The 16,959-nt window shown below is 64.3% G+C and carries 27 protein-coding genes; 6 read left to right on the top strand and 21 right to left on the bottom strand.

Features of this window, described 5'->3' with window-relative positions:
- Nucleotides 1-56 precede the first annotated feature (56 nt).
- The 3 genes from GVY39_RS09860 (at nucleotide 57) to GVY39_RS09850 (ending at nucleotide 1,376) form a co-directional block, all read left to right on the top strand.
- The gene (locus GVY39_RS09860; RefSeq protein WP_159922834.1) at nucleotides 57-515 is read left to right on the top strand and encodes a DNA-directed RNA polymerase subunit beta; all 459 of its coding nucleotides are present in this window, start codon (nucleotides 57-59) and stop codon (nucleotides 513-515) included.
- The gene (locus tag GVY39_RS09855; RefSeq protein WP_159922832.1) at nucleotides 512-943 is read left to right on the top strand and encodes a DUF4254 domain-containing protein; all 432 of its coding nucleotides are present in this window, start codon (nucleotides 512-514) and stop codon (nucleotides 941-943) included. The genes GVY39_RS09860 and GVY39_RS09855 overlap by 4 nt, the downstream gene beginning before the upstream one ends.
- A 109-nt stretch (nucleotides 944-1,052) precedes the next feature.
- Nucleotides 1,053-1,376, top strand: coding sequence for a hypothetical protein (locus GVY39_RS09850; RefSeq protein ID WP_159989298.1), 324 nt, complete (start codon nucleotides 1,053-1,055; stop codon nucleotides 1,374-1,376).
- Between the two features lie 316 nt (nucleotides 1,377-1,692).
- Here GVY39_RS09850 and map read toward each other — a convergent pair whose 3' ends face one another.
- From map to rpsH, 9 genes are all read right to left on the bottom strand, one after another.
- Nucleotides 1,693-2,490 (bottom strand): type I methionyl aminopeptidase, encoded by a 798-nt coding sequence (gene map / locus GVY39_RS09845; protein ID WP_159922830.1) that lies wholly within the window; start codon nucleotides 2,488-2,490, stop codon nucleotides 1,693-1,695.
- Nucleotides 2,491-2,519: 29 nt separating this feature from the next.
- Nucleotides 2,520-3,065, bottom strand: a complete 546-nt coding sequence (locus tag GVY39_RS09840; RefSeq protein WP_159922828.1) for an adenylate kinase — start codon at nucleotides 3,063-3,065, stop codon at nucleotides 2,520-2,522.
- Nucleotides 3,062-4,384 (bottom strand): preprotein translocase subunit SecY, encoded by a 1,323-nt coding sequence (secY, locus tag GVY39_RS09835; protein WP_159922826.1) that lies wholly within the window; start codon nucleotides 4,382-4,384, stop codon nucleotides 3,062-3,064. Before secY ends, GVY39_RS09840 begins: the two co-directional genes overlap by 4 nt.
- Nucleotides 4,385-4,555: 171 nt before the next feature.
- Nucleotides 4,556-4,999 (bottom strand): 50S ribosomal protein L15, encoded by a 444-nt coding sequence (rplO, locus tag GVY39_RS09830; RefSeq protein ID WP_159922824.1) that lies wholly within the window; start codon nucleotides 4,997-4,999, stop codon nucleotides 4,556-4,558.
- A 1-nt stretch (nucleotide 5,000) separates the two neighbouring features.
- Nucleotides 5,001-5,180, bottom strand: a complete 180-nt coding sequence (gene rpmD / locus GVY39_RS09825; protein ID WP_039795559.1) for a 50S ribosomal protein L30 — start codon at nucleotides 5,178-5,180, stop codon at nucleotides 5,001-5,003.
- Nucleotides 5,180-5,839 (bottom strand): 30S ribosomal protein S5, encoded by a 660-nt coding sequence (rpsE, locus tag GVY39_RS09820; protein ID WP_159922822.1) that lies wholly within the window; start codon nucleotides 5,837-5,839, stop codon nucleotides 5,180-5,182. The genes rpmD and rpsE overlap by 1 nt, the downstream gene beginning before the upstream one ends.
- A gap of 70 nt (nucleotides 5,840-5,909) precedes the next feature.
- Nucleotides 5,910-6,317 carry a 50S ribosomal protein L18 gene (gene rplR / locus GVY39_RS09815; RefSeq protein WP_159922820.1) on the bottom strand — a complete coding sequence of 136 codons (408 nt, stop codon included), beginning with the start codon at nucleotides 6,315-6,317 and terminating at the stop codon, nucleotides 5,910-5,912.
- A gap of 2 nt (nucleotides 6,318-6,319) precedes the next feature.
- Entirely contained in the window at nucleotides 6,320-6,859 is a 540-nt protein-coding gene (gene rplF, locus GVY39_RS09810) for a 50S ribosomal protein L6 (RefSeq protein ID WP_159922818.1), read from the bottom strand.
- Between the two features lie 14 nt (nucleotides 6,860-6,873).
- Nucleotides 6,874-7,272, bottom strand: a complete 399-nt coding sequence (gene rpsH / locus GVY39_RS09805; protein ID WP_039795549.1) for a 30S ribosomal protein S8 — start codon at nucleotides 7,270-7,272, stop codon at nucleotides 6,874-6,876.
- A 282-nt stretch (nucleotides 7,273-7,554) separates the two neighbouring features.
- Between rpsH and GVY39_RS09800 the strand changes: the two genes are divergently transcribed.
- The gene (locus GVY39_RS09800) at nucleotides 7,555-8,208 is read left to right on the top strand and encodes a Uma2 family endonuclease (RefSeq protein ID WP_236565374.1); all 654 of its coding nucleotides are present in this window, start codon (nucleotides 7,555-7,557) and stop codon (nucleotides 8,206-8,208) included.
- Between the two features lie 109 nt (nucleotides 8,209-8,317).
- Nucleotides 8,318-8,566 carry a ribbon-helix-helix protein, CopG family gene (locus tag GVY39_RS09795; protein ID WP_159922816.1) on the top strand — a complete coding sequence of 83 codons (249 nt, stop codon included), beginning with the start codon at nucleotides 8,318-8,320 and terminating at the stop codon, nucleotides 8,564-8,566.
- A 50-nt stretch (nucleotides 8,567-8,616) separates the two neighbouring features.
- Here the strand turns inward: GVY39_RS09795 and GVY39_RS09790 are convergent, their stop codons facing one another.
- The 12 genes from GVY39_RS09790 to GVY39_RS33860 form a co-directional block, all read right to left on the bottom strand.
- A complete protein-coding gene (locus GVY39_RS09790; RefSeq protein WP_159922814.1) occupies nucleotides 8,617-8,826 on the bottom strand; it encodes a hypothetical protein in 210 nt (69 codons plus the stop codon).
- The gene (locus tag GVY39_RS09785) at nucleotides 8,823-9,356 is read right to left on the bottom strand and encodes a hypothetical protein (protein WP_159922812.1); all 534 of its coding nucleotides are present in this window, start codon (nucleotides 9,354-9,356) and stop codon (nucleotides 8,823-8,825) included. The genes GVY39_RS09790 and GVY39_RS09785 overlap by 4 nt, the downstream gene beginning before the upstream one ends.
- Complete coding sequence (locus GVY39_RS09780; RefSeq protein ID WP_159922810.1) at nucleotides 9,353-9,514, bottom strand: hypothetical protein; 162 nt, start codon at nucleotides 9,512-9,514, stop codon at nucleotides 9,353-9,355. The genes GVY39_RS09785 and GVY39_RS09780 overlap by 4 nt, the downstream gene beginning before the upstream one ends.
- Nucleotides 9,515-9,683: 169 nt before the next feature.
- Nucleotides 9,684-10,841: a helix-turn-helix domain-containing protein gene (locus GVY39_RS09775; protein ID WP_159922808.1), complete on the bottom strand. Its 1,158-nt coding sequence runs from the start codon at nucleotides 10,839-10,841 to the stop codon at nucleotides 9,684-9,686.
- A 161-nt stretch (nucleotides 10,842-11,002) separates the two neighbouring features.
- A complete protein-coding gene (locus tag GVY39_RS09770; RefSeq protein WP_159922806.1) occupies nucleotides 11,003-11,506 on the bottom strand; it encodes a hypothetical protein in 504 nt (167 codons plus the stop codon).
- 567 nt (nucleotides 11,507-12,073) lie between these two features.
- Nucleotides 12,074-12,481: a HEAT repeat domain-containing protein gene (locus GVY39_RS09765; protein WP_159922804.1), complete on the bottom strand. Its 408-nt coding sequence runs from the start codon at nucleotides 12,479-12,481 to the stop codon at nucleotides 12,074-12,076.
- Entirely contained in the window at nucleotides 12,481-13,794 is a 1,314-nt protein-coding gene (locus tag GVY39_RS09760; RefSeq protein WP_159922802.1) for a polymorphic toxin type 24 domain-containing protein, read from the bottom strand. The genes GVY39_RS09765 and GVY39_RS09760 overlap by 1 nt, the downstream gene beginning before the upstream one ends.
- Nucleotides 13,791-14,090 (bottom strand): WXG100 family type VII secretion target, encoded by a 300-nt coding sequence (locus GVY39_RS09755; RefSeq protein WP_159922800.1) that lies wholly within the window; start codon nucleotides 14,088-14,090, stop codon nucleotides 13,791-13,793. Before GVY39_RS09755 ends, GVY39_RS09760 begins: the two co-directional genes overlap by 4 nt.
- 15 nt (nucleotides 14,091-14,105) lie before the next feature.
- Nucleotides 14,106-14,420, bottom strand: coding sequence for a WXG100 family type VII secretion target (locus GVY39_RS09750; RefSeq protein ID WP_159922798.1), 315 nt, complete (start codon nucleotides 14,418-14,420; stop codon nucleotides 14,106-14,108).
- Nucleotides 14,421-14,627: 207 nt separating this feature from the next.
- Nucleotides 14,628-15,182, bottom strand: a complete 555-nt coding sequence (locus GVY39_RS33870; protein WP_201295194.1) for a hypothetical protein — start codon at nucleotides 15,180-15,182, stop codon at nucleotides 14,628-14,630.
- Nucleotides 15,064-15,540, bottom strand: coding sequence for a Fic family protein (locus GVY39_RS35245; RefSeq protein ID WP_201295193.1), 477 nt, complete (start codon nucleotides 15,538-15,540; stop codon nucleotides 15,064-15,066). The genes GVY39_RS33870 and GVY39_RS35245 overlap by 119 nt, the downstream gene beginning before the upstream one ends.
- On the bottom strand, nucleotides 15,512-15,973 hold the full coding sequence (locus GVY39_RS33860; protein ID WP_201295192.1) for a Fic/DOC family N-terminal domain-containing protein: 462 nt from the start codon (nucleotides 15,971-15,973) through the stop codon (nucleotides 15,512-15,514). Before GVY39_RS33860 ends, GVY39_RS35245 begins: the two co-directional genes overlap by 29 nt.
- 194 nt (nucleotides 15,974-16,167) lie before the next feature.
- Between GVY39_RS33860 and GVY39_RS09740 the strand changes: the two genes are divergently transcribed.
- Nucleotides 16,168-16,827, top strand: coding sequence for a hypothetical protein (locus tag GVY39_RS09740; RefSeq protein WP_159922796.1), 660 nt, complete (start codon nucleotides 16,168-16,170; stop codon nucleotides 16,825-16,827).
- Nucleotides 16,828-16,959 lie beyond the last annotated feature (132 nt).

Genomic DNA, 16,959 nt, shown 5'->3' with positions numbered 1-16,959 from the left:
CCGCAGCGCCGACCGGGCGGCTTGTAAACAATCACACGAAGCTACCCGAGGGCCTCATGGACCAACTGGCGTTGGCGGACACCCCGACCGCCCGATGCGCCTACTATCGACACACCTGCGACCTGCCCGCCGGAGTTCATCCGGATATCGGCCGTATCGTCCTGCGCGCCGGCTTCGTCGGCGCGATCACGATGCCCGCCGCGCTGGGGCAGCAAGTTCGCGACGACCTCACCCATCGCCGAATCGATATGGGTCCGATCATCTCTCACGTGCGTTCCAAACGGTGGACCTTCTTGACCCGCCCGGATCTACCCGACGACGTGCGGCTGTTCGCGGAGCTGTTCCGCTTGAACGTATCGATCGTGCCCAGCGGCGGCGAGATCGCCTTGCCCTCACCCGCCGATGCCGATGCGGGCTATCGACACTGGATCATCGCTCCGCGCAGCCGTTTCCGTCCTTCCGGCTCGTCCATCATCGACACCGTCCGGGCCTGCACGAGAACGGTTCGGCGATGACGACCAGTGCCGCCCTGCCCGCGAAACATCAAGTATTGCAAGCCTGCCGAGGCGAATTGCACGAAAGCAACCCACTGCTGCGCAGTGCGCACGAACTGACCACGCTGCACGAGCGCAGACTCAGCGCGGGTTGCGAATCGCTCGACGAGATAGATGCGTTGCGAGCGAGCCTGATTCGCGACATCGACCGCTGGATCACTGTGCAACTGCCGCCCGCGCACGGCGCCGCGCACGTGCACACCGAGACCGTCGGCGCCGTGATCGACCGCCTCGCCCAGTTCACCGCGAACGCCTATGCGGCTCTGGCCAGCGCCTCGGAGTGGGATCTGTGGGATGCCTGGCAGCGCTTGGCGGAACTGGCCGTCGGTTACGACGACCTTGCCGCCGAGGTCTGCGCGGGCGTGCGGAGACTTCCCGGCGCGTCGTAAGTTCCGCCCCGGCTCCCCATCCGCATGGTGGGTGGCTGGGGAGTCCGGACGGTCCCCAGCCACCCAGCGGACAAGTAGCTCTCCCCCAGCCATCCGCTGTTCCGGGAGCATGAGTTCGAACGCTGCTGTTCCCGCATCTGCATCGGCGCACCGCCGAGCCTTCGACGGCCACACCCCGATCGCACACACCGGTGATATCGCCCGAGTAACGGGTCGTTTAAGCCGTATCAAGGGTTGTCCGCGCTATCGCCCGGAGACAGCCGAAGGCGGATTTTATCTGTCGATCGTCACTTCGACGCCGCGCGCCGCGGACCGAGCGGACTACCTACGCACACGAAACACCCAGGTCACGGGTGTCGCCGTCACCGTCGCAGAGTCAGCCGGCCGACGCGATCACATCGAACTGCGGCGCGTGCCAAGCGAATTCGAGTAGCGGCCTACTCACGTCGCCGCCACTTGCCCGGCCATACGCTGACGGCATCGTTCAGAACAGTATCGAACCAAGGAGGAGTAACCCTTCCACCCCGCACGGGCACCGCCCCGAGCGCACCGCTTCGGCTCGACACGCAGGACGCGGGTGCAAGGAACGACGTCACCGATCCGGTGAAAGCCGGGTATCGACCGGTGGCCGTGTCGGCGCATGGTGCCGGCACGCGGCCACGTGGCGAGATCGACCAGGAATCCTGGCGTCGGTGCGGCTCGTTTCCTCGCCGCGCAGTGTCGCCGAGTCGGGCCGCCCGACGGCCGTGCTACTCCGGACGCAGCGTGAGGATCCGGGGTCCGTCCTCGGTAACGGCGACTGTGTGCTCCCAATGTGCCGCACGGCTGCCGTCCACGGTGACCACGGTCCAGTCGTCGCCGAGCACCTTGGTCTGGGTGGTGCCGAGGGTGAGCATCGGCTCTATCGCGAGCACCGACCCCACCACGAGTTTCGGCCCCTTCCCCGGTTCTCCCTCGTTGGCGAGGAAGGGATCGAGGTGCATCTCTCGTCCGATGGCATGACCACCGTAGCCGTCGACGATGCCGTAGGCGCGCCCGTGTTCCTTCTCGGCGGCCCGGGTGCCCTGCTCGATGGCGTGCGAGACGTCGGTCAGCCGGTTGCCGGGCACCATCGCCGCGATGCCCGCTTCCATCGAAGACTTGGTCGCCTCGCTGAGCAGCCGGTCGGCCTCGATGATCGTGCCGACGCCGAAGGTCCAAGCCGAATCACCGTGCCAGCCGTCGAGGATCGCCCCGCAGTCGATGGACACCAGATCGCCCTCGACCAGGATCTCCTCGGCGGTCGGGATCCCGTGCACCACGCGATCGTTCACCGACGCGCAGATGGACGCGGGGAAGCCGTGGTAGCCCTTGAAGGACGGCACCGCGCCCGCCTCCCGGATCACCTGCTCGGCGACCTCGTCCAGCTCCAGGGTGGACACCCCGGGTTTGGCTGCCGCGCGCACGGCCACCAGAGCGTGGCCGACGATCGCGCCGGCAGCCGCCATGGCATCCAGCTCACCTGCCGTGCGGAACGGCACGACCTTCTTCTTGCGATTGAAGACCATCCGGCCTCAGTGCTCCATCACGAGCCGGCTCAGTGGCCCAGCGCGCGAAGTGCCCGCGCGTTGACGTCGTCGACCTCGCCGACACCGTCGACCGAGACGACCAAGCCGTCGTAGTGATCCAGCAGCGGCTCGGTCTCCTCGCGGTACACCCGGAGCCGGTTGCGGATGACGTTCTCGTTGTCGTCGGCGCGACCGCGCGAGAGCATCCGCGCCACGACGGTGTCCTCCGGCACGACGAAGCGCAGGACCGCGTCGAGCTTGGTGTTCATGTCCTCGAGGATCTTCTCCAGCGCGTCGGCCTGGTCCACCGTGCGCGGGTATCCGTCCAGTACGAACCCGTTGGCGGCGTCGGGCTCGTTGACCCGCGCCTCCACCATCCGGTTGGTCACGTCGCTGGGCACCAGGTCGCCCGCGTCCATGTACTTCTGCGCTTCACGACCCAGCGGGGTCTGCTGGCTGATGTTCGCACGGAACAGGTCCCCGGTGGAGATGTGCGGAACGCCCAGCTTCTCCGACAGCAGGACGGCCTGGGTGCCTTTACCGGCGCCCGGCGGACCGAGCAGTACAACTCTCACTTGAGGAACCCTTCGTAATTTCGATTCATCAGCTGGCTCTCGATCTGCTTCACCGTGTCCAAACCGACGCTCACCATGATCAGCACCGCGGTACCGCCGAACGGAAGGTTCTGGACACCACCGGAGGAACCGATGTCGAGGAACAGGTTCGGCAGCACGGCGACCAGACCGAGATAGATCGAGCCGGGGAGGGTGATACGGCTCAGGACGTAGTTGAGGTAGTCGGCGGTCGGCTTGCCGGGCCGGTAGCCCGGGATGAAGCCACCGAACTTCTTCATCTCGTCGGCGCGCTCCTCCGGGTTGAAGGTGATCGCGACGTAGAAGTAGGTGAAGAACACGATCAGACCGAAGTAGATCGCGATGTAGACCGGGTTGCTCGGATTCACCAGGTATTTCTGGATGACTTCCTGCCACCAGCTCGGATCCTGGTTGTTCTGCGATCCCGTCAGCTGCGCGACCAGGTTCGGCAGGTACAGCAGCGACGAGGCGAAGATGACGGGGATGACACCCGCCTGGTTCACCTTCAGCGGCAGATAGGTCGAGGAGCCGCCGTACATCTTCCGGCCGACCACGCGCTTGGCGTACTGCACCGGGATCCGGCGCTGCGCCTGCTCGACGTAGACCACGACGGCGATGACGGCCAGCGCGGCGACGCACACCAGGGTGAATACCAAGCCGCCCCGGCTGTCGAGGATCGCCTTGCCCTCGGTCGGGATGCGAGCGGCGATGCCCGCGAAGATCAGCAGCGACATGCCGTTACCGATGCCGCGCTCGGTGATCTGCTCGCCGAACCACATCACCAGCGCCGCGCCCGCGGTCATCACGAGCACGATGATGATCATGCCGAAGATGCTGGTGTCGGCCAGGATGTCCTGCTGGCAGCCCTGCAGCAGCTGGCCGCGGGCCGCCAGGGCGACCAAGCCCGTTGCCTGCAGGATGGCCAGCGCGATCGACAGGTATCTGGTGTACTGCGTCATCTTGGTCTGGCCGGCTTGGCCTTCCTTGCGCAGTTCCTCGAACCGCGGGATGACGACCGTGAGCAGCTGGATGATGATGCTCGCGGTGATGTAGGGCATGATGCCGATCGCGAAGACCGACAGCTGCAGCAGCGCACCACCGGAGAACAGGTTGATCAGCTGGTAGATTCCGGCGGACTCACCGCCGGAGACCAAGTCGATGCACTCCTGGACCGCCTTGTAGTCGACGCCGGGGGACGGCAGCGCGGCACCGACGCGGTACAACGCGACCAACCCCAGCGTGAAGAGAATCTTCCGCCGTAAGTCCGGAGTCCGGAAGGCCGATACGAAGGCGGAAAGCACTGATCCTCCTGGCGAACGACATGGTCATGACATGGATGTTCAGCGATGTCCCTGCTCGACACAGAAGGGACGCCGAAAACCACGACGAGGCTGGCAGACAACTTACTGAACTCTAACAGTGGCACCGGACGAGCCTTCACTCGTCCGATGCCGCTGTCATGCAGAGTACCGTCAGCCCAGCTCGGTGACGGTGCCACCGGCGGCGGTGATCTTCTCCTTCGCCGAACCGGTGACCTTGTCCACGGTCACCTGGACCGCGACGCCGATCTCGCCATCGCCGAGGACCTTGACCAGCTGGTTCTTGCGAACCGCGCCGACCGCCACGAGTTCGGCCTTGCCGACCTCGCCACCCTCGGGGAACAGCTTCGCGATCGCGCCGACGTTCACGACCTGGTATTCCGTGCGGAACGGGTTCGTGAAGCCCTTGAGCTTGGGCAGCCGCATGTGCAGCGGCATCTGCCCACCCTCGAAGGCGGCAGGCACGTTCTTGCGCGCCTTGGTGCCCTTGGTACCACGGCCCGCGGTCTTGCCCTTGGAGCCCTCACCGCGACCCACGCGGGTCTTCGCGGTCTTGGATCCGGGAGCCGGACGCAGGTGATGCAACTTGATGGTCATGTCAGACCTCCTCAACGGTCACGAGGTGGCGCACGACGTTGATCAGCCCGCGGTTCTGGGCGTTGTCCTCGCGGACCACGGTCTTGCGGATACCGCGCAGACCGAGGGTCCTGAGGCTGTCCCGCTGATTCTTCTTAGCGCCGATCGAACTCTTGATCTGGGTCACCTTGAGATCTGCCATTACTTGACACCTCCGGCAGCCTGAGCGCGCGCACGCAGCATGCCCGCAGGAGCGACGTCCTCGAGCGGCAGGCCACGGCGAGCCGCGACCTCTTCGGGACGCTGCAGCTGCTTGAGGGCAGTGACAGTCGCGTGCACGACGTTGATGGCGTTGTCGCTGCCGAGCGACTTCGCCAGAATGTCGTGGATACCGGCGCATTCCAGCACGGCACGAGCCGCGCCGCCGGCGATCACACCGGTACCCGGCGAGGCCGGACGCAGCATGACCACACCGGCGGCCGCCTCACCCTGAACCGGGTGCGTGATGGTGGAGCCGATCATCGGGACGCGGAAGAAGTTCTTGCGAGCCTCCTCGACGCCCTTCTGGATGGCCGCGGGAACTTCCTTGGCCTTGCCGTAGCCGACGCCGACCAGACCGTTGCCGTCACCGACGATCACGAGGGCGGTGAAGCTGAAACGCCGACCACCCTTCACGACCTTGGAGACGCGGTTGATCGCGACGACCCGCTCGAGCTGGTTCTTCTCGGCGGCGCTGTCGCGGCGGTCACCGCCACCCCGGCGGTCGCCGCCACCGCGACGGTCGCCGCGGCCGCCCTCGGGGGCGCTGCCATTCTGTCCGGCGGGTCCGCTTCCGCCGTCACGCCTCTGACGTCCCGGCATCAGACGTTCCTTCCGTTCATGATCAGCTGAACGCTCAGCTGTGTTTCCTGGATGCTCCGCAGGTTACGCATCAGAATTTCAACCCACCTTCGCGAGCGGCATCGGCCAGTGCGGCGATCCGGCCGTGGTAGTCGTGCCCACCACGGTCGAACACGACGGCCTCGACACCGGCGGCCTTGGCACGCTCGGCCAGCAGGGCGCCGACCTTCTTGCTCTTGGCCGACTTGTCGCCGTCGAGCGCGCGCACGTCGGCCTCGATGGTCGAGGCGGCGGCGATGGTCTTGCCGACCGAGTCGTCGACCAGCTGCGCGTGCAGATGACGCGAGGAGCGGTTGACCACCAGGCGCGGACGCTCGGTGGTCCCTTCCACCTTCTTGCGCAGGCGGAAGTGACGGCGAGTCTTCGACAGGCGACGCTGCGTCGACACGTCCTTGCCCAGGGGGATGCGCTTGGCCTTCTGGTTTGCGGTTTGCGCCATGATCACTTACCCGTCTTTCCGACCTTGCGGCGAACGACCTCGCCGGCGTAGCGGATGCCCTTGCCCTTGTACGGGTCGGGCTTGCGCAGGCCGTGGATGACCGCCGAAATCTGGCCGACCTTCTGCTTGTCGATTCCGGACACGGAGAACTTGGTGGGCGATTCCACCGCGAACGTGATGCCCTCAGGCGCCTCGATCGGCACCGGGTGGCTGTAGCCCAGGGCGAACTCGAGGTTCTGGCCCTTGAGCGCGACGCGGTAGCCGACGCCGAAGATTTCCATCTTCTTCTCGTAGCCCTGGGTCACACCGACGATCATGTTCGACACGAGGGTGCGGGTCAGTCCGTGCAGCGCGCGGCTGCGGCGCTCGTCGTCCGGACGGACGACCTCGAGCTGGCCGTCCTCGCCCTTGGCGACGGTGATCGGCTCGGCGACGGTGAGCGAGAGGGAGCCCTTGGGCCCCTTCACCGAGATGTCCTGGCCGTCGATGGCGACATCGACGCCGGCCGGAATGGCGATGGGCTTCTTACCAATACGCGACATTGTCCTGACCTCCCTTACCAGACGTAGGCGAGGACTTCGCCGCCCACGCCCTGCTTGGCCGCCTGCTTATCGGTCAGCAGGCCGGAGGACGTGGAGATGATCGCCACGCCGAGGCCGCCGAGCACCTTGGGCAGGTTGGTGGATTTCGCGTACACGCGCAGACCGGGCTTGGAGACACGGCGCACGCCGGCGAGGCTGCGCTCGCGGCTCGGGCCGTACTTGAGGTCGACGATGAGCGTCTTGCCCACCTGTGCGTCCTCGGTCCGGTAATCGGCGATGTAGCCCTCGCGCTTGAGGATCTCGGCGATGTTCGCCTTGAGCTTCGAGTGCGGAGCCTTCACCTGATCGTGGTACGCCGAGTTGGCGTTGCGCAGACGTGTCAGGAAGTCTGCGATCGGATCAGTCATGGTCATGGTTCGACCTAGACACCTTTCTCGCCGCGGTTCCCATACAACGCCGCCGTGCACATCGGCACGGCCGCGGTGGGCCTACGACAATTCGGATGGTCCGGCCGACCCTTGCCGACCGGAGGAGGTTCGATCGCCCGAGCGCACGCATGCGGGCATGGAGGTGCCCAGGCAACCGCTCTAGTGTAGGTAACGAGTTCACCAGGGCAAAATCGGGGTCTGTGAGCCCGTCGTTTTATCCGGTTTGTGACCAGCGGAAATGGCCCGCCGCCGGTCTAACATGAGGCTATGTCGAGCTCAGGCGTCGAACGCCCGGACCTCCCGGAGTTCATGACCTGGGAGGAGCTCGAGCAGCTACCCGAGGAGATCGCCGGACAGATCGAGCTGCGGAACGGGCGCGTCGTCTGGCGACAGCGAGAACCTGCCGAACATCAAGCGCTCACATTCGCGCTGACCAGCGCACTCAAGCGCTGCGCACGCGATGGCATGGCCGAGCAGCCACAAAGCTGGTGGCGCGTCGACTTCGAAACCAACGTGTTCTTCGGCGAGACCGGGAAGTCGGACTTCGTCACCCCCGACGTCGTCGTCTACCGCCGCCTCGACGCCCCCTACCAAGACATCCACGCCCGAGACGTGCTACTCGTGGGCCGAATCCATTCTCCGTCGACCATCGAGATCGATCCTTTCGACGAGCAGAGGCGTTACGCCGATGCGGGCATCCCCTGGTACTGGGAAGTGACGCTCGCTCGCAGGACGAACACCATCGCAATGGTCCGCGCGCACGCACTGGAAACCTCCCCCGGCAAGCTCCCACACGACGTCCAACCGCTGCATCCGGCCAACTACCTCCTGATCGGCGAGTGGTCACCGAACGATTCCGACGCCATCACCATCGACTTCCCGTTCCCGATCCACATCCCGTGGTCGGACCTGGAGTTCTAATGTCGCCGGCGGTGGGACCACCCAAGCGAAAAATCTCCCAGGTACCCCGCCGTATCCTCGTGGCGGCTTTCGCTCGCGCGTCCGCGACCGCCTCTGCCACAGTGTGCACATGCCTCTCGAGCGGATCACGGTGTACGCGGATGCCGACGACTTGGCCGTCATCGAGGACGCATCGGCGCGAAGCGGCGTCAGCGATGCGGAGATCATCCGCCAGGCGATCCATGCGGCTGCACTGCGGCCACGCCGCAGATCCCAGCATCTGCGTCTGAGGCGTTTCGCCAGCAACGATCCCACACTCGCCGCACGCGTCGACGACATCCTCGCCGGTGACTTCGGCGAGAACCCAGACCGCCGATGAGGCACGCCCTTCGCGGTGGTGGTGGTCGGACTGGCGATTGGTCAGCGCCTTCACGGCTCGAGGTAGAGGCGTTCGCACGGCAGTCGCGGCAATCCGAGCGCGCCGCCCGGAACCACGATGAGGTCGGCAGCGGCGCGCACAGCGCGCCATTCCTGAATGAACCGCATGGCTGCGGTGTGGCAGGCGGCGAAGTCCAGACTCATGCCGTCGAGCAGGACGCGCAGATGGACATCGGGCTCCTCTGGACGCGGAGTGGTCACGCCCTCTCCTGCGGCCCGGCATCCGAAGACGCGTGCCGCGCACTGTGCGGAATCTTCGGTCGCACTCTCCCGGCGGCCACCGCGTCCACCATGGCGTTGAACCCATCCCAATGCCGCACGTGGTGAAGAACTTGATCCTCGGTGATTCCGCCGGGTTGCCGTTCCTCTCGACGGCAGCAAACGAAATCCGCGGTGAGCAGGCTGACCATCTCGCCGTATGAGTAATGCATCTTCTGGGCGTCCGAAGCAGGCCGATAACCCTCTCGGCCCGCCGTTTCGAGCATGTCTTCCACATATCGGTCGATCGCCCAAATATGCAGGTCCATCAGATAGGCGAGCCGTTGGCTCATCGGACGTCCAGGCTTGCGGCTCTCGTAATGCCGGACCCACACGCCCAGCAGCCCGACGGCCGACACCAGCAGCGCGTCCGCCGACTCGGTGCGGGCGTTGAAGATATCGAAGAAGGCACGGGTGCCGGGCAGGCGCAGTTCAGCTTGCCGCAGTCCTGCCCAACCATGCAGCCCCGTCACCGCTGCTCGTCTTCGACCCGCCGAATGATCTCGCTCGCACGTACCGACTCATCCGGATCGCCGCCCAAGTCGATCAACCACGGCAACACCCAAAAGAGCAATACCAATAGCCCGGTGACCGCAGCCATGACGACCAGGACAACCGCAAGTTCCGACATTCGCTGAACCCCCTTGACGCAATGTGTTGTGGACAGCCCGGCGCCGGAGAATAGGATCGAGATCCTGGCGGCGGTGCTGACTAGAGAGTCACACTGGGGGCATCGAAAGAACCATGGCACTTCCGGATCGAATCGCCGGAAGTGCCATCTTCGAATGTGTTGGCAGATATTAGTATTCGAGCTTGATCCGGTCAGCCAGCTCTCGCGTCTCCCATGTCAGCGTCCGCCTGGTTGTCACGATCTTGCCGAGGATGTCGCGCGCATAGCGCTGCTGCACAAGCCATTCCGGGGCTGCCCTCTGCACACCCCACAACCCGTCCAGGGCTTCGCTGAACCGACCGATCTGCACCTGAGCATTGGCCACATCCAGCCGATGCCGAAGCCTGCTGGCCCCGTTCGGTTCAATCGTCGGCGCAGGGACTTGACCAGCGATAGCGAGCGTTTTCTCTGGCTCACCGGCAATGGCGAACGACTCAGCCGAGATGTAAGCGACCTCCATCGGCCCGAATGTGCGGCCGAGCAGCCGCTCTATATAGATCTCGCGACCGATCCGGTACGCAGCCGCACGCGCCATCGACATCGCGTCTTCAGCCTCACCTGGCTGGTTGTCGCGCACGGCCGCGTTGGCGACCTTTAGCCAAAGTCGACCCCATATCGCCACCGTGGACGCGCTCGCCCGCGAGAATCGCGGCTCGATATCATCGGCCCACTTGGTCGCCAGTGCCCGAGCGTCATCCAGACGCCCTTGCCGCAGCAAGGCCCACAGCATGGTGTCGATGACCGTGGCCGCCTCGATGTGGCTCTCGGCCGCGTCCATCGCGCGATTCAGCACGGCGTCGGCGGCCTCGAACTGCCTGGTCTGGACGAGTAACGAGGCCGTCATGTTCAAGACGCGGAATCGGATCGAGCGCCCGTCTTCGACACTGTCGGCGTCCCGGATCAGGCCGGGGAGCAGCGCAGTGACGTCGCGGTACTTGTCTGCGCTGATCATCGCCTGCACGGCGTCGAGCGTTGCCTGCACACCGGCGGCCGTCGCTGGCTCGTCGGCGCCCGGGGAATTCCCGAACAGCGTCGGCCACACGGGTTCCCATTGCGCTTCGGTGTCGGTATCAGGGATCTGGTAGTCGGGTTGGTCCTGTAGCTGCGAAGTACGCACCTTCAGCGCCACTGCGAACTTGCGCAGCGTCTCGAGGCGTGGTTCGTAATCGCCTTGTTCGATCTTCCTGATCTGTGACAGGGACACCCCAGATGCATTGGCCAGGTCGCGTTGAGTCATACCGGCCCGCTTTCGGGCATTCTTCAGCCGGTCCCCACGGTCCACACTCATATCCCGAGGCTACGACTTATCGGTTCGCGCATGCAGGGATTCGTGCAACGACTGCCCAAGTAGAAGCGCATCCCCGCGAACCATCGCAGAGGCACAGATTGCGTCCCTGGTCGAACCACGGAGTTGCTGTTGCCCGAGTAGTAGGAACACAAGCGCTGTCGTCACCACACGGGCAGTGACATAAGGATCGAGACGCCTAGGCCCAGCCAGGAAATCGCGACGCCTGTGCCGAACTGTCGAGCCCTGCCCTTCAACAGCAACAGGATGACGACTATCACTACCTCGACAGCCAAGACGAAAGCGTACAGGAAGAGCAGATAGTACGCCGTGGCGATCAAGGGAACCGCATTCACCAGCATGGCCACCGAGCATCCAGCGAAGTGCGCTCGGCCGAACCCAGAGGTCGAACTCTCGTCCTCGTCGGCGGAAGCGACCGTGATCCAGATCGCCGCCAGCGGTAGCGCCAGGGGAAAGAACCGCAGTGCCGGTACACAAAGCAGCACCGCGGACGCGGTGAGCACGCCGAGCGCGACACCTCTGAGTTTCGGAGAATTCGACCATGCCGATCCAACTCCGATGAGCGCGCCGACAGCGGAGATGGTCAAGTAACAGCCGACAGGTGGCTCATTGCGATCCGGGTAGATCACCGCCATCGCGGCTGCCACGGCGATCAGCTGAGGAATGAACCACAGCGAAGTGGTCCAAGTTGCGGCAGTCCAATACCCGGAACCCGTCCGCAGAGCGCGGAGGCCGACCATCGTTCACCCTTCTCTGAAACATGAGCCGCAGCCCATCGTCCCCGTGCGGGTCGCCAGAGTTGATATCGGCTACTGCCGCAAGCCGGTTGGCCGCGTCGATATCTGTGTTCTGGAACTTGTCGGCAGAAAACGCCAGCAGTGCCGAGAACTGATTGAACCGAGCCCGCAAAACATCTTTGGCCGTCTGGCTCCTGCCGTCGTATGTTCCTCCACTCTTGAGTATGACCGTTGTCATACGCAGCCATCAGGCGTTACTTGCCTGTCGTTCGAATTTCGAATAATCCTTCGGGCTGCTGACAGCGATTTCCGGCCCGAGACTTCCCATACTTGTCGGATATTGCGCGGGCGATGTCATTGTCAGCCGATTGCTTCCGCAATCACCGATGCTCGGCGCCGAAAGCTTCCAAAATCGCAATTGATCCGGCTCGATCAACTCACCGCTGAGCATCGCCGAATTAGTCGTTTCGGACCCTATTATCGCCCCATGACGTCGTGCAGATCCTGCAGACCGCGTCGCGCATTGGGCGATATATCCGACTCAGCGATCGAGGATGCAGTCTCGAGAACCGGAAACTCTCCTAGATTGTCCAGATCGCTGAGGCGGTATGCGATGTAATCGACATCACCGTCGTCTCGCCGACCCAGCTCTTCCAGAACCGACAGCAGGCCTACCTGTCCGCCATATCGCACGAGAGCCTCGGCCGCTTCGATCTGCATCGTGACCACGTCATCGTCCAGCATCTCCACGAGGCGCCTCCGCGCCTCAGTCTCGGAGATCAGGGTACTCAGCTCTGCGATGGAGCGAAGCCGCACCAGTCCCTCGTCGCTTCGGGAGTGTTCCAGGGCCGCCCGCAGACCAACTTGCCCATCTTTCGTGTTCATTATGGGATCTCCTCGGGTAGAGCAGGTCTGACACTGTCATTGATGGTACGCGCGAAAATACGACCTGTGGCAGGGTCGATATTTTTCTGGACTTCCACAACGTGCGGTGTCGGAATATATTGCCCTGTCGCCTTGTCCATGTGGGGCTTTCCGACAACATCTATCCGGCTGGTCGCCACCCCGTCAGCATCGAAATACGAGTAATGCGTGATGTTCCCCTGAGAATCCCGTTTTACAAGGTATCCGTTCGGGGGACCGCCCTGAGTCGGCAAGTTTCGACCGGTCCATATCTGGGCGTTGTCCAACTCTTCCTTGAGAGATTTTTTCGGGGGTTTAGGGGAGTCGTCAACCTTCTTGCGCAGCCGATCACGTAGGTCGGTGACTACCTTTCTGGCCTTGACAACAGCGTCCTTCGCCTCTTGCCTGAGACCGGCAATTTGCAGCGCCTTGCGGGCTCGCCAGGCAAGGACGCCGTCCTTGATCTTTCCAGCCCATTTCTGCACTGTGAGCAGAGCCTTGCCAGCAGTGACCGCTCCCGCGCCGAAACTGATCAGTGACAGGCCGATGGTGATCGCGGCGTCGATGGCGAGATCGGCGGCGAGGGACTTCAAGAATCCTTCGATTTCGGTGCGGAGTTCCGTCAGCGCGTCCTTGTACGCGATGCAGGACTGGCTGATCTGTGTGCAGGCGATCAGCAGTTGATCAATCGAGTTTGCGAGGGATTTGAGGTCGTCTCGTATGTAGCCCGCGTCGTCGGCGGTGACGCTGTCGAACAAGCTCGCCGCGATCGTGATCTTGTCGCGGGCGTTCGTGTTCTGGTAGATCGTGCCGAGACGGTCCCAGGCGTCGGCCGCCTTGGCGAGCTTCCCGGTGTCGCCGTCAGGGACAGGTATGCCGATGTGGCTGATGATATTGATGCCTTTGTCCACGATGCCCTGGCCAGGGCCGCCTGCGGAGGCGGGGACCGAAAAGGGTCCGAAAACCGGCATGCCCGGGTCTGTGGGCCGGTCTGGTTGCGGCGCGCCCTTCACGGTGGCGTCGGCTCGAGCATGAGTGAAGCCGATGTCGTTGAGGGCGCTGCCGTACGCGTACAGGGTGGAGTGGACATCCTGGAAGAAGCCCACGGCCTCGTAGGCTGAGGTGTTGTACGAACGCGCCCACTCCTGGCCGTTCTCGTCCACGCCCGCCATCGATCCACATGCGGACAGCTCCGCGAAGATGTACAGAAAACTGTCGCGAAGCGCTGACGCGGCGTCGAAGCAGTTGGTGGCCGCTTGGTAGTAGGCCCTCGGATCGACAGCCAGAGCCGTCATATGCCGAGGATCCTCAGGCCCTCGGCCACAGCGCCGGTGTAGCCCTCATGGGTGAGCTTCACGGCTTCCTCCAAGGCGGTAAGTCCTTCTCGGATATCCGTAGCACCCGCCAGCCATTCGTCGTGCGCCTCGCGGTAGGCCGTCATCACGGCACCGGTCGACGCGGCATCGACCTCCTTGGCTTTCTGATCGATTGCCGCGAGCTGATCGGACAGCAGCCCGGCGAAGCCGCGGATGCGGGCAGCCAAGCTGTCGAGTTTGGCGAGATCCACCGAGAAGGCCTGTGCGTCGGACATGCGGTGCCCCACCTTTCAAGGAAGGTCCAACGAGCTGACGCCGGTGGCGAAAGCCTGGTCGGTCTCACGGACGGTGTCGGCAGTGACACCCAGCTTTTCCGCCAGCTCGAACAGCGCGTCCCACACCTGCACCGCCCCTTGGTGGAACTCCTCCCACCCGACCGCGAAAGCGCCGGAATTGTTCCCCGTCCAACTCTCCAACATGTCTCGCACGTCGGTCTCCAGCGCGGAGTACCCGTCCCGGCATTGAGTGGCAACATCGAATGCCAAGCGTCCCAACGCCTTGACCTCAGCGGTGTCGATCGACAGTGATGGCTGTTCCCCCGCCACGCCTCTATCCCCCTCTGCCAGCGGATGATTCAGACGAATGTACCCCAGTCACGCAGCCGCCGTCATTCATCGGATCTGGCATCCGTCCGCACGAGGAGATTGTCGCGCGCCCTCTGCAATGTGCCGTCGCCGGAACGTGCGAGGCCGACGCAGGCCTTGCTGTGGCTGTGTCCGTCGTCATGCCCCCAACTCCCCTGTGGCCCTCGGTCAGCGGCCGGACGGCATATTCTTCGACGGCACCGGACGCGACAGTGCTGGGGCGGATGTTCGCGTGTCGCCATCCGGGCTGGCGAGACGCTGTTCCAGGGCGGCGAAAGCACTGATCGCCTCGGGTGACTCGAAGGCCCTGTTGCGGCGGCCCACGCTGAGCTGGCGGAGAATTCCGGCTTCGGCCAAACGCTGCACGGCGGCGTTTGTAGCAGGAAAACTGCGTCCGATGAGTGCCGACGCCGTCGCTACGGTGAGGACTGGAGTTCCTACCAGTTTGCCGAGCAGCAGGTCCAGCGCGGAGTTCGCTCGCACCGGCGCCACTCGATCCCGCCACGACCTTTGCAACTCCGCAGCCTTCATCTCGAAAGCGGTAGCATCCTGCGCCGCACGAGTGCAGGCGGCGGCGAAACGCGCCACCCAAGTGTTCAGATCGTCAGTAGCCTGATCGGAATCGGGCGCACCCACGTGCCGAAAGCGAGTCAGACCGTCGATGTAGCTGTCGCTCCACGTGGCGAGAATCAGCGACACAGGCTCGACGACGCGTTCGGCCACGCCGCCGGCGGCGCAGTATCAGGTGGATCAACGCGCGACCGGTTCGGCCGTTGCCGTCGATGAACGGGTGGATCGTCTCGAACTGCGCGTGCGCGATGGCGGCCTGCGCGACAGCGGGCAGATCGTCGCTATTGCAGAACGAGATCAAGTCCTCCATCAACTCGGGTACGAGCTCCGGCGGTGGTGGAACGAAGGCGGCCGAGCAGGGATTGAAGGAGCTGCCACCGATCCAGTTCTGTACGTCTCGTAAAGATCCGCCGTGCTCTGCGAGCCTGGTGCCCGCGAGCAACCGTCGATGAATCTCGAGCAGAACATCTTCGGTGATCGACTCACCACGGCCAACCGCATTGGCGGCCACAGCTATGGCATCGATATTCGCCAGCAACCTCGGCGGCCGTCACGTCCGATGATTCGCCTTCGAGCTGACGCGCCGCCTCCGCGCGCAGCAGTCGACGCGCGCCGACCACCAACCCCTCGATCCGTGACGATGCGATGGCCTCGGCGCGCAGCAGCAACCGAGACAACGCTTCTGTCTCGACGAGCGCCACCGCCTCCGTATCGAGACGGGTGATCGCCACCTCCGCACCGCGCCGTGCCGGCGACGTTCCGCCATATCCACTGATCACGTGGTCCGGTCGGATATCGAATTGCTGCACCACGCCGAAACGCACGGGTAGACCGGGACGCACTGAACGATGTCGACCTGCTCGTCCGGGGTAGCGCGTCTGGACAGCGCCGAACAAGAGCTTTGCGGCAATCGCCCGATGCGGCGGCGATGCCTGCGACAGCATTCGCTCTCGGTTTGCCGTACCTCCGCGCCTGGTCGAAATACCCTGTTGCTCAATCGGTTCCGCAATGTCGACAATGTCACAGAACTTGCCTTGACGACGGTGCGATCGCTACCAATAGTGCGTTCACATCGCACGATACGACGTTCGATTCGTCCACGTCGGGGGTGTCGGGGGTCGGGGAGGAAATGAATTCAATGTTCTATCGCGCTGCAATACAGATCGGTCGTAAGGCGCTCATCGGTGCGCTACCGCTGGCCGTGGCGACTACGTTCGCCGGTGCCGGAGCCGCATCGGCCACCAACTACGCCGAGCAGCAGGCGCAGTTGGCCCAGGCGATTTCGACCACGGGCACGTCCGCGGACATCGTCTACAACGCCACCGTCGCGCCGGACCTGAGGACCGTCTCCACAACGCTGGATGCCGGCACTTTCCAGCTCGGCGAGACCTCGATCAAGGTCGTCAACAAGGCGGGCGCGGCGGTCACCGAGCTTCCGCGCACGCTGGCCACGCCGTCCGGAACCACCATCGCCCTGGATGCCGAGGTGTCCGAAGACGGCCGGACGCTGTCGGTGACGACACCCGAGGTCTCGGCAGCGACGGGCGCGGAGCTGAAGGACATCGCGACGAATCCGGGAGCGCAGTACCCGGATCCGGTCATGAACGGTGCGGCCGCGGGCGCGGGCGTCGGCGCGGTCGCCGCCCTCATCACCTGCATCCCGACCCTGGCGATCTTCGTCGTCGGTTACGCGCTGTGCGCCGTGGTCGGCGTGGTGACCACCGCCATCCTGGGCGCCGTGATCGGCGCGATCGTGGGTACGGTCGCACCCGATGTCATTCCGCAGGTGCTGCCCTGACAATCAGCGATTGACCTGCTGAGCTGAAGTCGCGAAAGGCGCTGTGGCGGAGCTGATCCGCCGCAGCGCCTTTCTTCGGGTCGTCTGCGATTCGCTACTCGGCGCAAGCTCGGTGGTCACACCGTCGCCGCG

It is taken from the genome of Nocardia sp. CY15 (genome assembly GCF_009829295.1).
Lineage (GTDB): Bacteria > Actinomycetota > Actinomycetes > Mycobacteriales > Mycobacteriaceae > Nocardia > Nocardia sputi.
Note: the sequence above shows the minus strand (reverse complement) of the source record. Positions and strands in the feature narration are given on the sequence as shown.

What these genes read in the sequence shown, in the direction of transcription:
- rpsE (WP_159922822.1), bottom strand. Translation starts at nt 5,839, where the DNA reads ATGCCGGGACGTCAGAGGCGTGACGGCGGAAGCGGACCCGCCGGACAG.
- GVY39_RS09775 (WP_159922808.1), bottom strand. Translation starts at nt 10,841, where the DNA reads ATGAGTGTGGACCGTGGGGACCGGCTGAAGAATGCCCGAAAGCGGGCC.
- rpsH (WP_039795549.1), bottom strand. Translation starts at nt 7,272, where the DNA reads ATGACCATGACTGATCCGATCGCAGACTTCCTGACACGTCTGCGCAAC.
- GVY39_RS09860 (WP_159922834.1), top strand. Translation starts at nt 57, where the DNA reads ATGGACCAACTGGCGTTGGCGGACACCCCGACCGCCCGATGCGCCTAC.
- GVY39_RS09800 (WP_236565374.1), top strand. Translation starts at nt 7,555, where the DNA reads ATGTCGAGCTCAGGCGTCGAACGCCCGGACCTCCCGGAGTTCATGACC.
- rplO (WP_159922824.1), bottom strand. Translation starts at nt 4,999, where the DNA reads ATGACCATCAAGTTGCATCACCTGCGTCCGGCTCCCGGATCCAAGACC.
- rpmD (WP_039795559.1), bottom strand. Translation starts at nt 5,180, where the DNA reads ATGGCAGATCTCAAGGTGACCCAGATCAAGAGTTCGATCGGCGCTAAG.
- GVY39_RS09795 (WP_159922816.1), top strand. Translation starts at nt 8,318, where the DNA reads ATGCCTCTCGAGCGGATCACGGTGTACGCGGATGCCGACGACTTGGCC.
- map (WP_159922830.1), bottom strand. Translation starts at nt 2,490, where the DNA reads ATGGTCTTCAATCGCAAGAAGAAGGTCGTGCCGTTCCGCACGGCAGGT.
- GVY39_RS09855 (WP_159922832.1), top strand. Translation starts at nt 512, where the DNA reads ATGACGACCAGTGCCGCCCTGCCCGCGAAACATCAAGTATTGCAAGCC.
- GVY39_RS33860 (WP_201295192.1), bottom strand. Translation starts at nt 15,973, where the DNA reads ATGCTGTCGCAGGCATCGCCGCCGCATCGGGCGATTGCCGCAAAGCTC.
- GVY39_RS09780 (WP_159922810.1), bottom strand. Translation starts at nt 9,514, where the DNA reads ATGTCGGAACTTGCGGTTGTCCTGGTCGTCATGGCTGCGGTCACCGGG.
- GVY39_RS09765 (WP_159922804.1), bottom strand. Translation starts at nt 12,481, where the DNA reads ATGAACACGAAAGATGGGCAAGTTGGTCTGCGGGCGGCCCTGGAACAC.
- GVY39_RS09850 (WP_159989298.1), top strand. Translation starts at nt 1,053, where the DNA reads ATGAGTTCGAACGCTGCTGTTCCCGCATCTGCATCGGCGCACCGCCGA.
- GVY39_RS09760 (WP_159922802.1), bottom strand. Translation starts at nt 13,794, where the DNA reads ATGACGGCTCTGGCTGTCGATCCGAGGGCCTACTACCAAGCGGCCACC.
- rplR (WP_159922820.1), bottom strand. Translation starts at nt 6,317, where the DNA reads ATGGCGCAAACCGCAAACCAGAAGGCCAAGCGCATCCCCCTGGGCAAG.
- GVY39_RS09740 (WP_159922796.1), top strand. Translation starts at nt 16,168, where the DNA reads ATGTTCTATCGCGCTGCAATACAGATCGGTCGTAAGGCGCTCATCGGT.
- rplF (WP_159922818.1), bottom strand. Translation starts at nt 6,859, where the DNA reads ATGTCGCGTATTGGTAAGAAGCCCATCGCCATTCCGGCCGGCGTCGAT.
- GVY39_RS09755 (WP_159922800.1), bottom strand. Translation starts at nt 14,090, where the DNA reads ATGTCCGACGCACAGGCCTTCTCGGTGGATCTCGCCAAACTCGACAGC.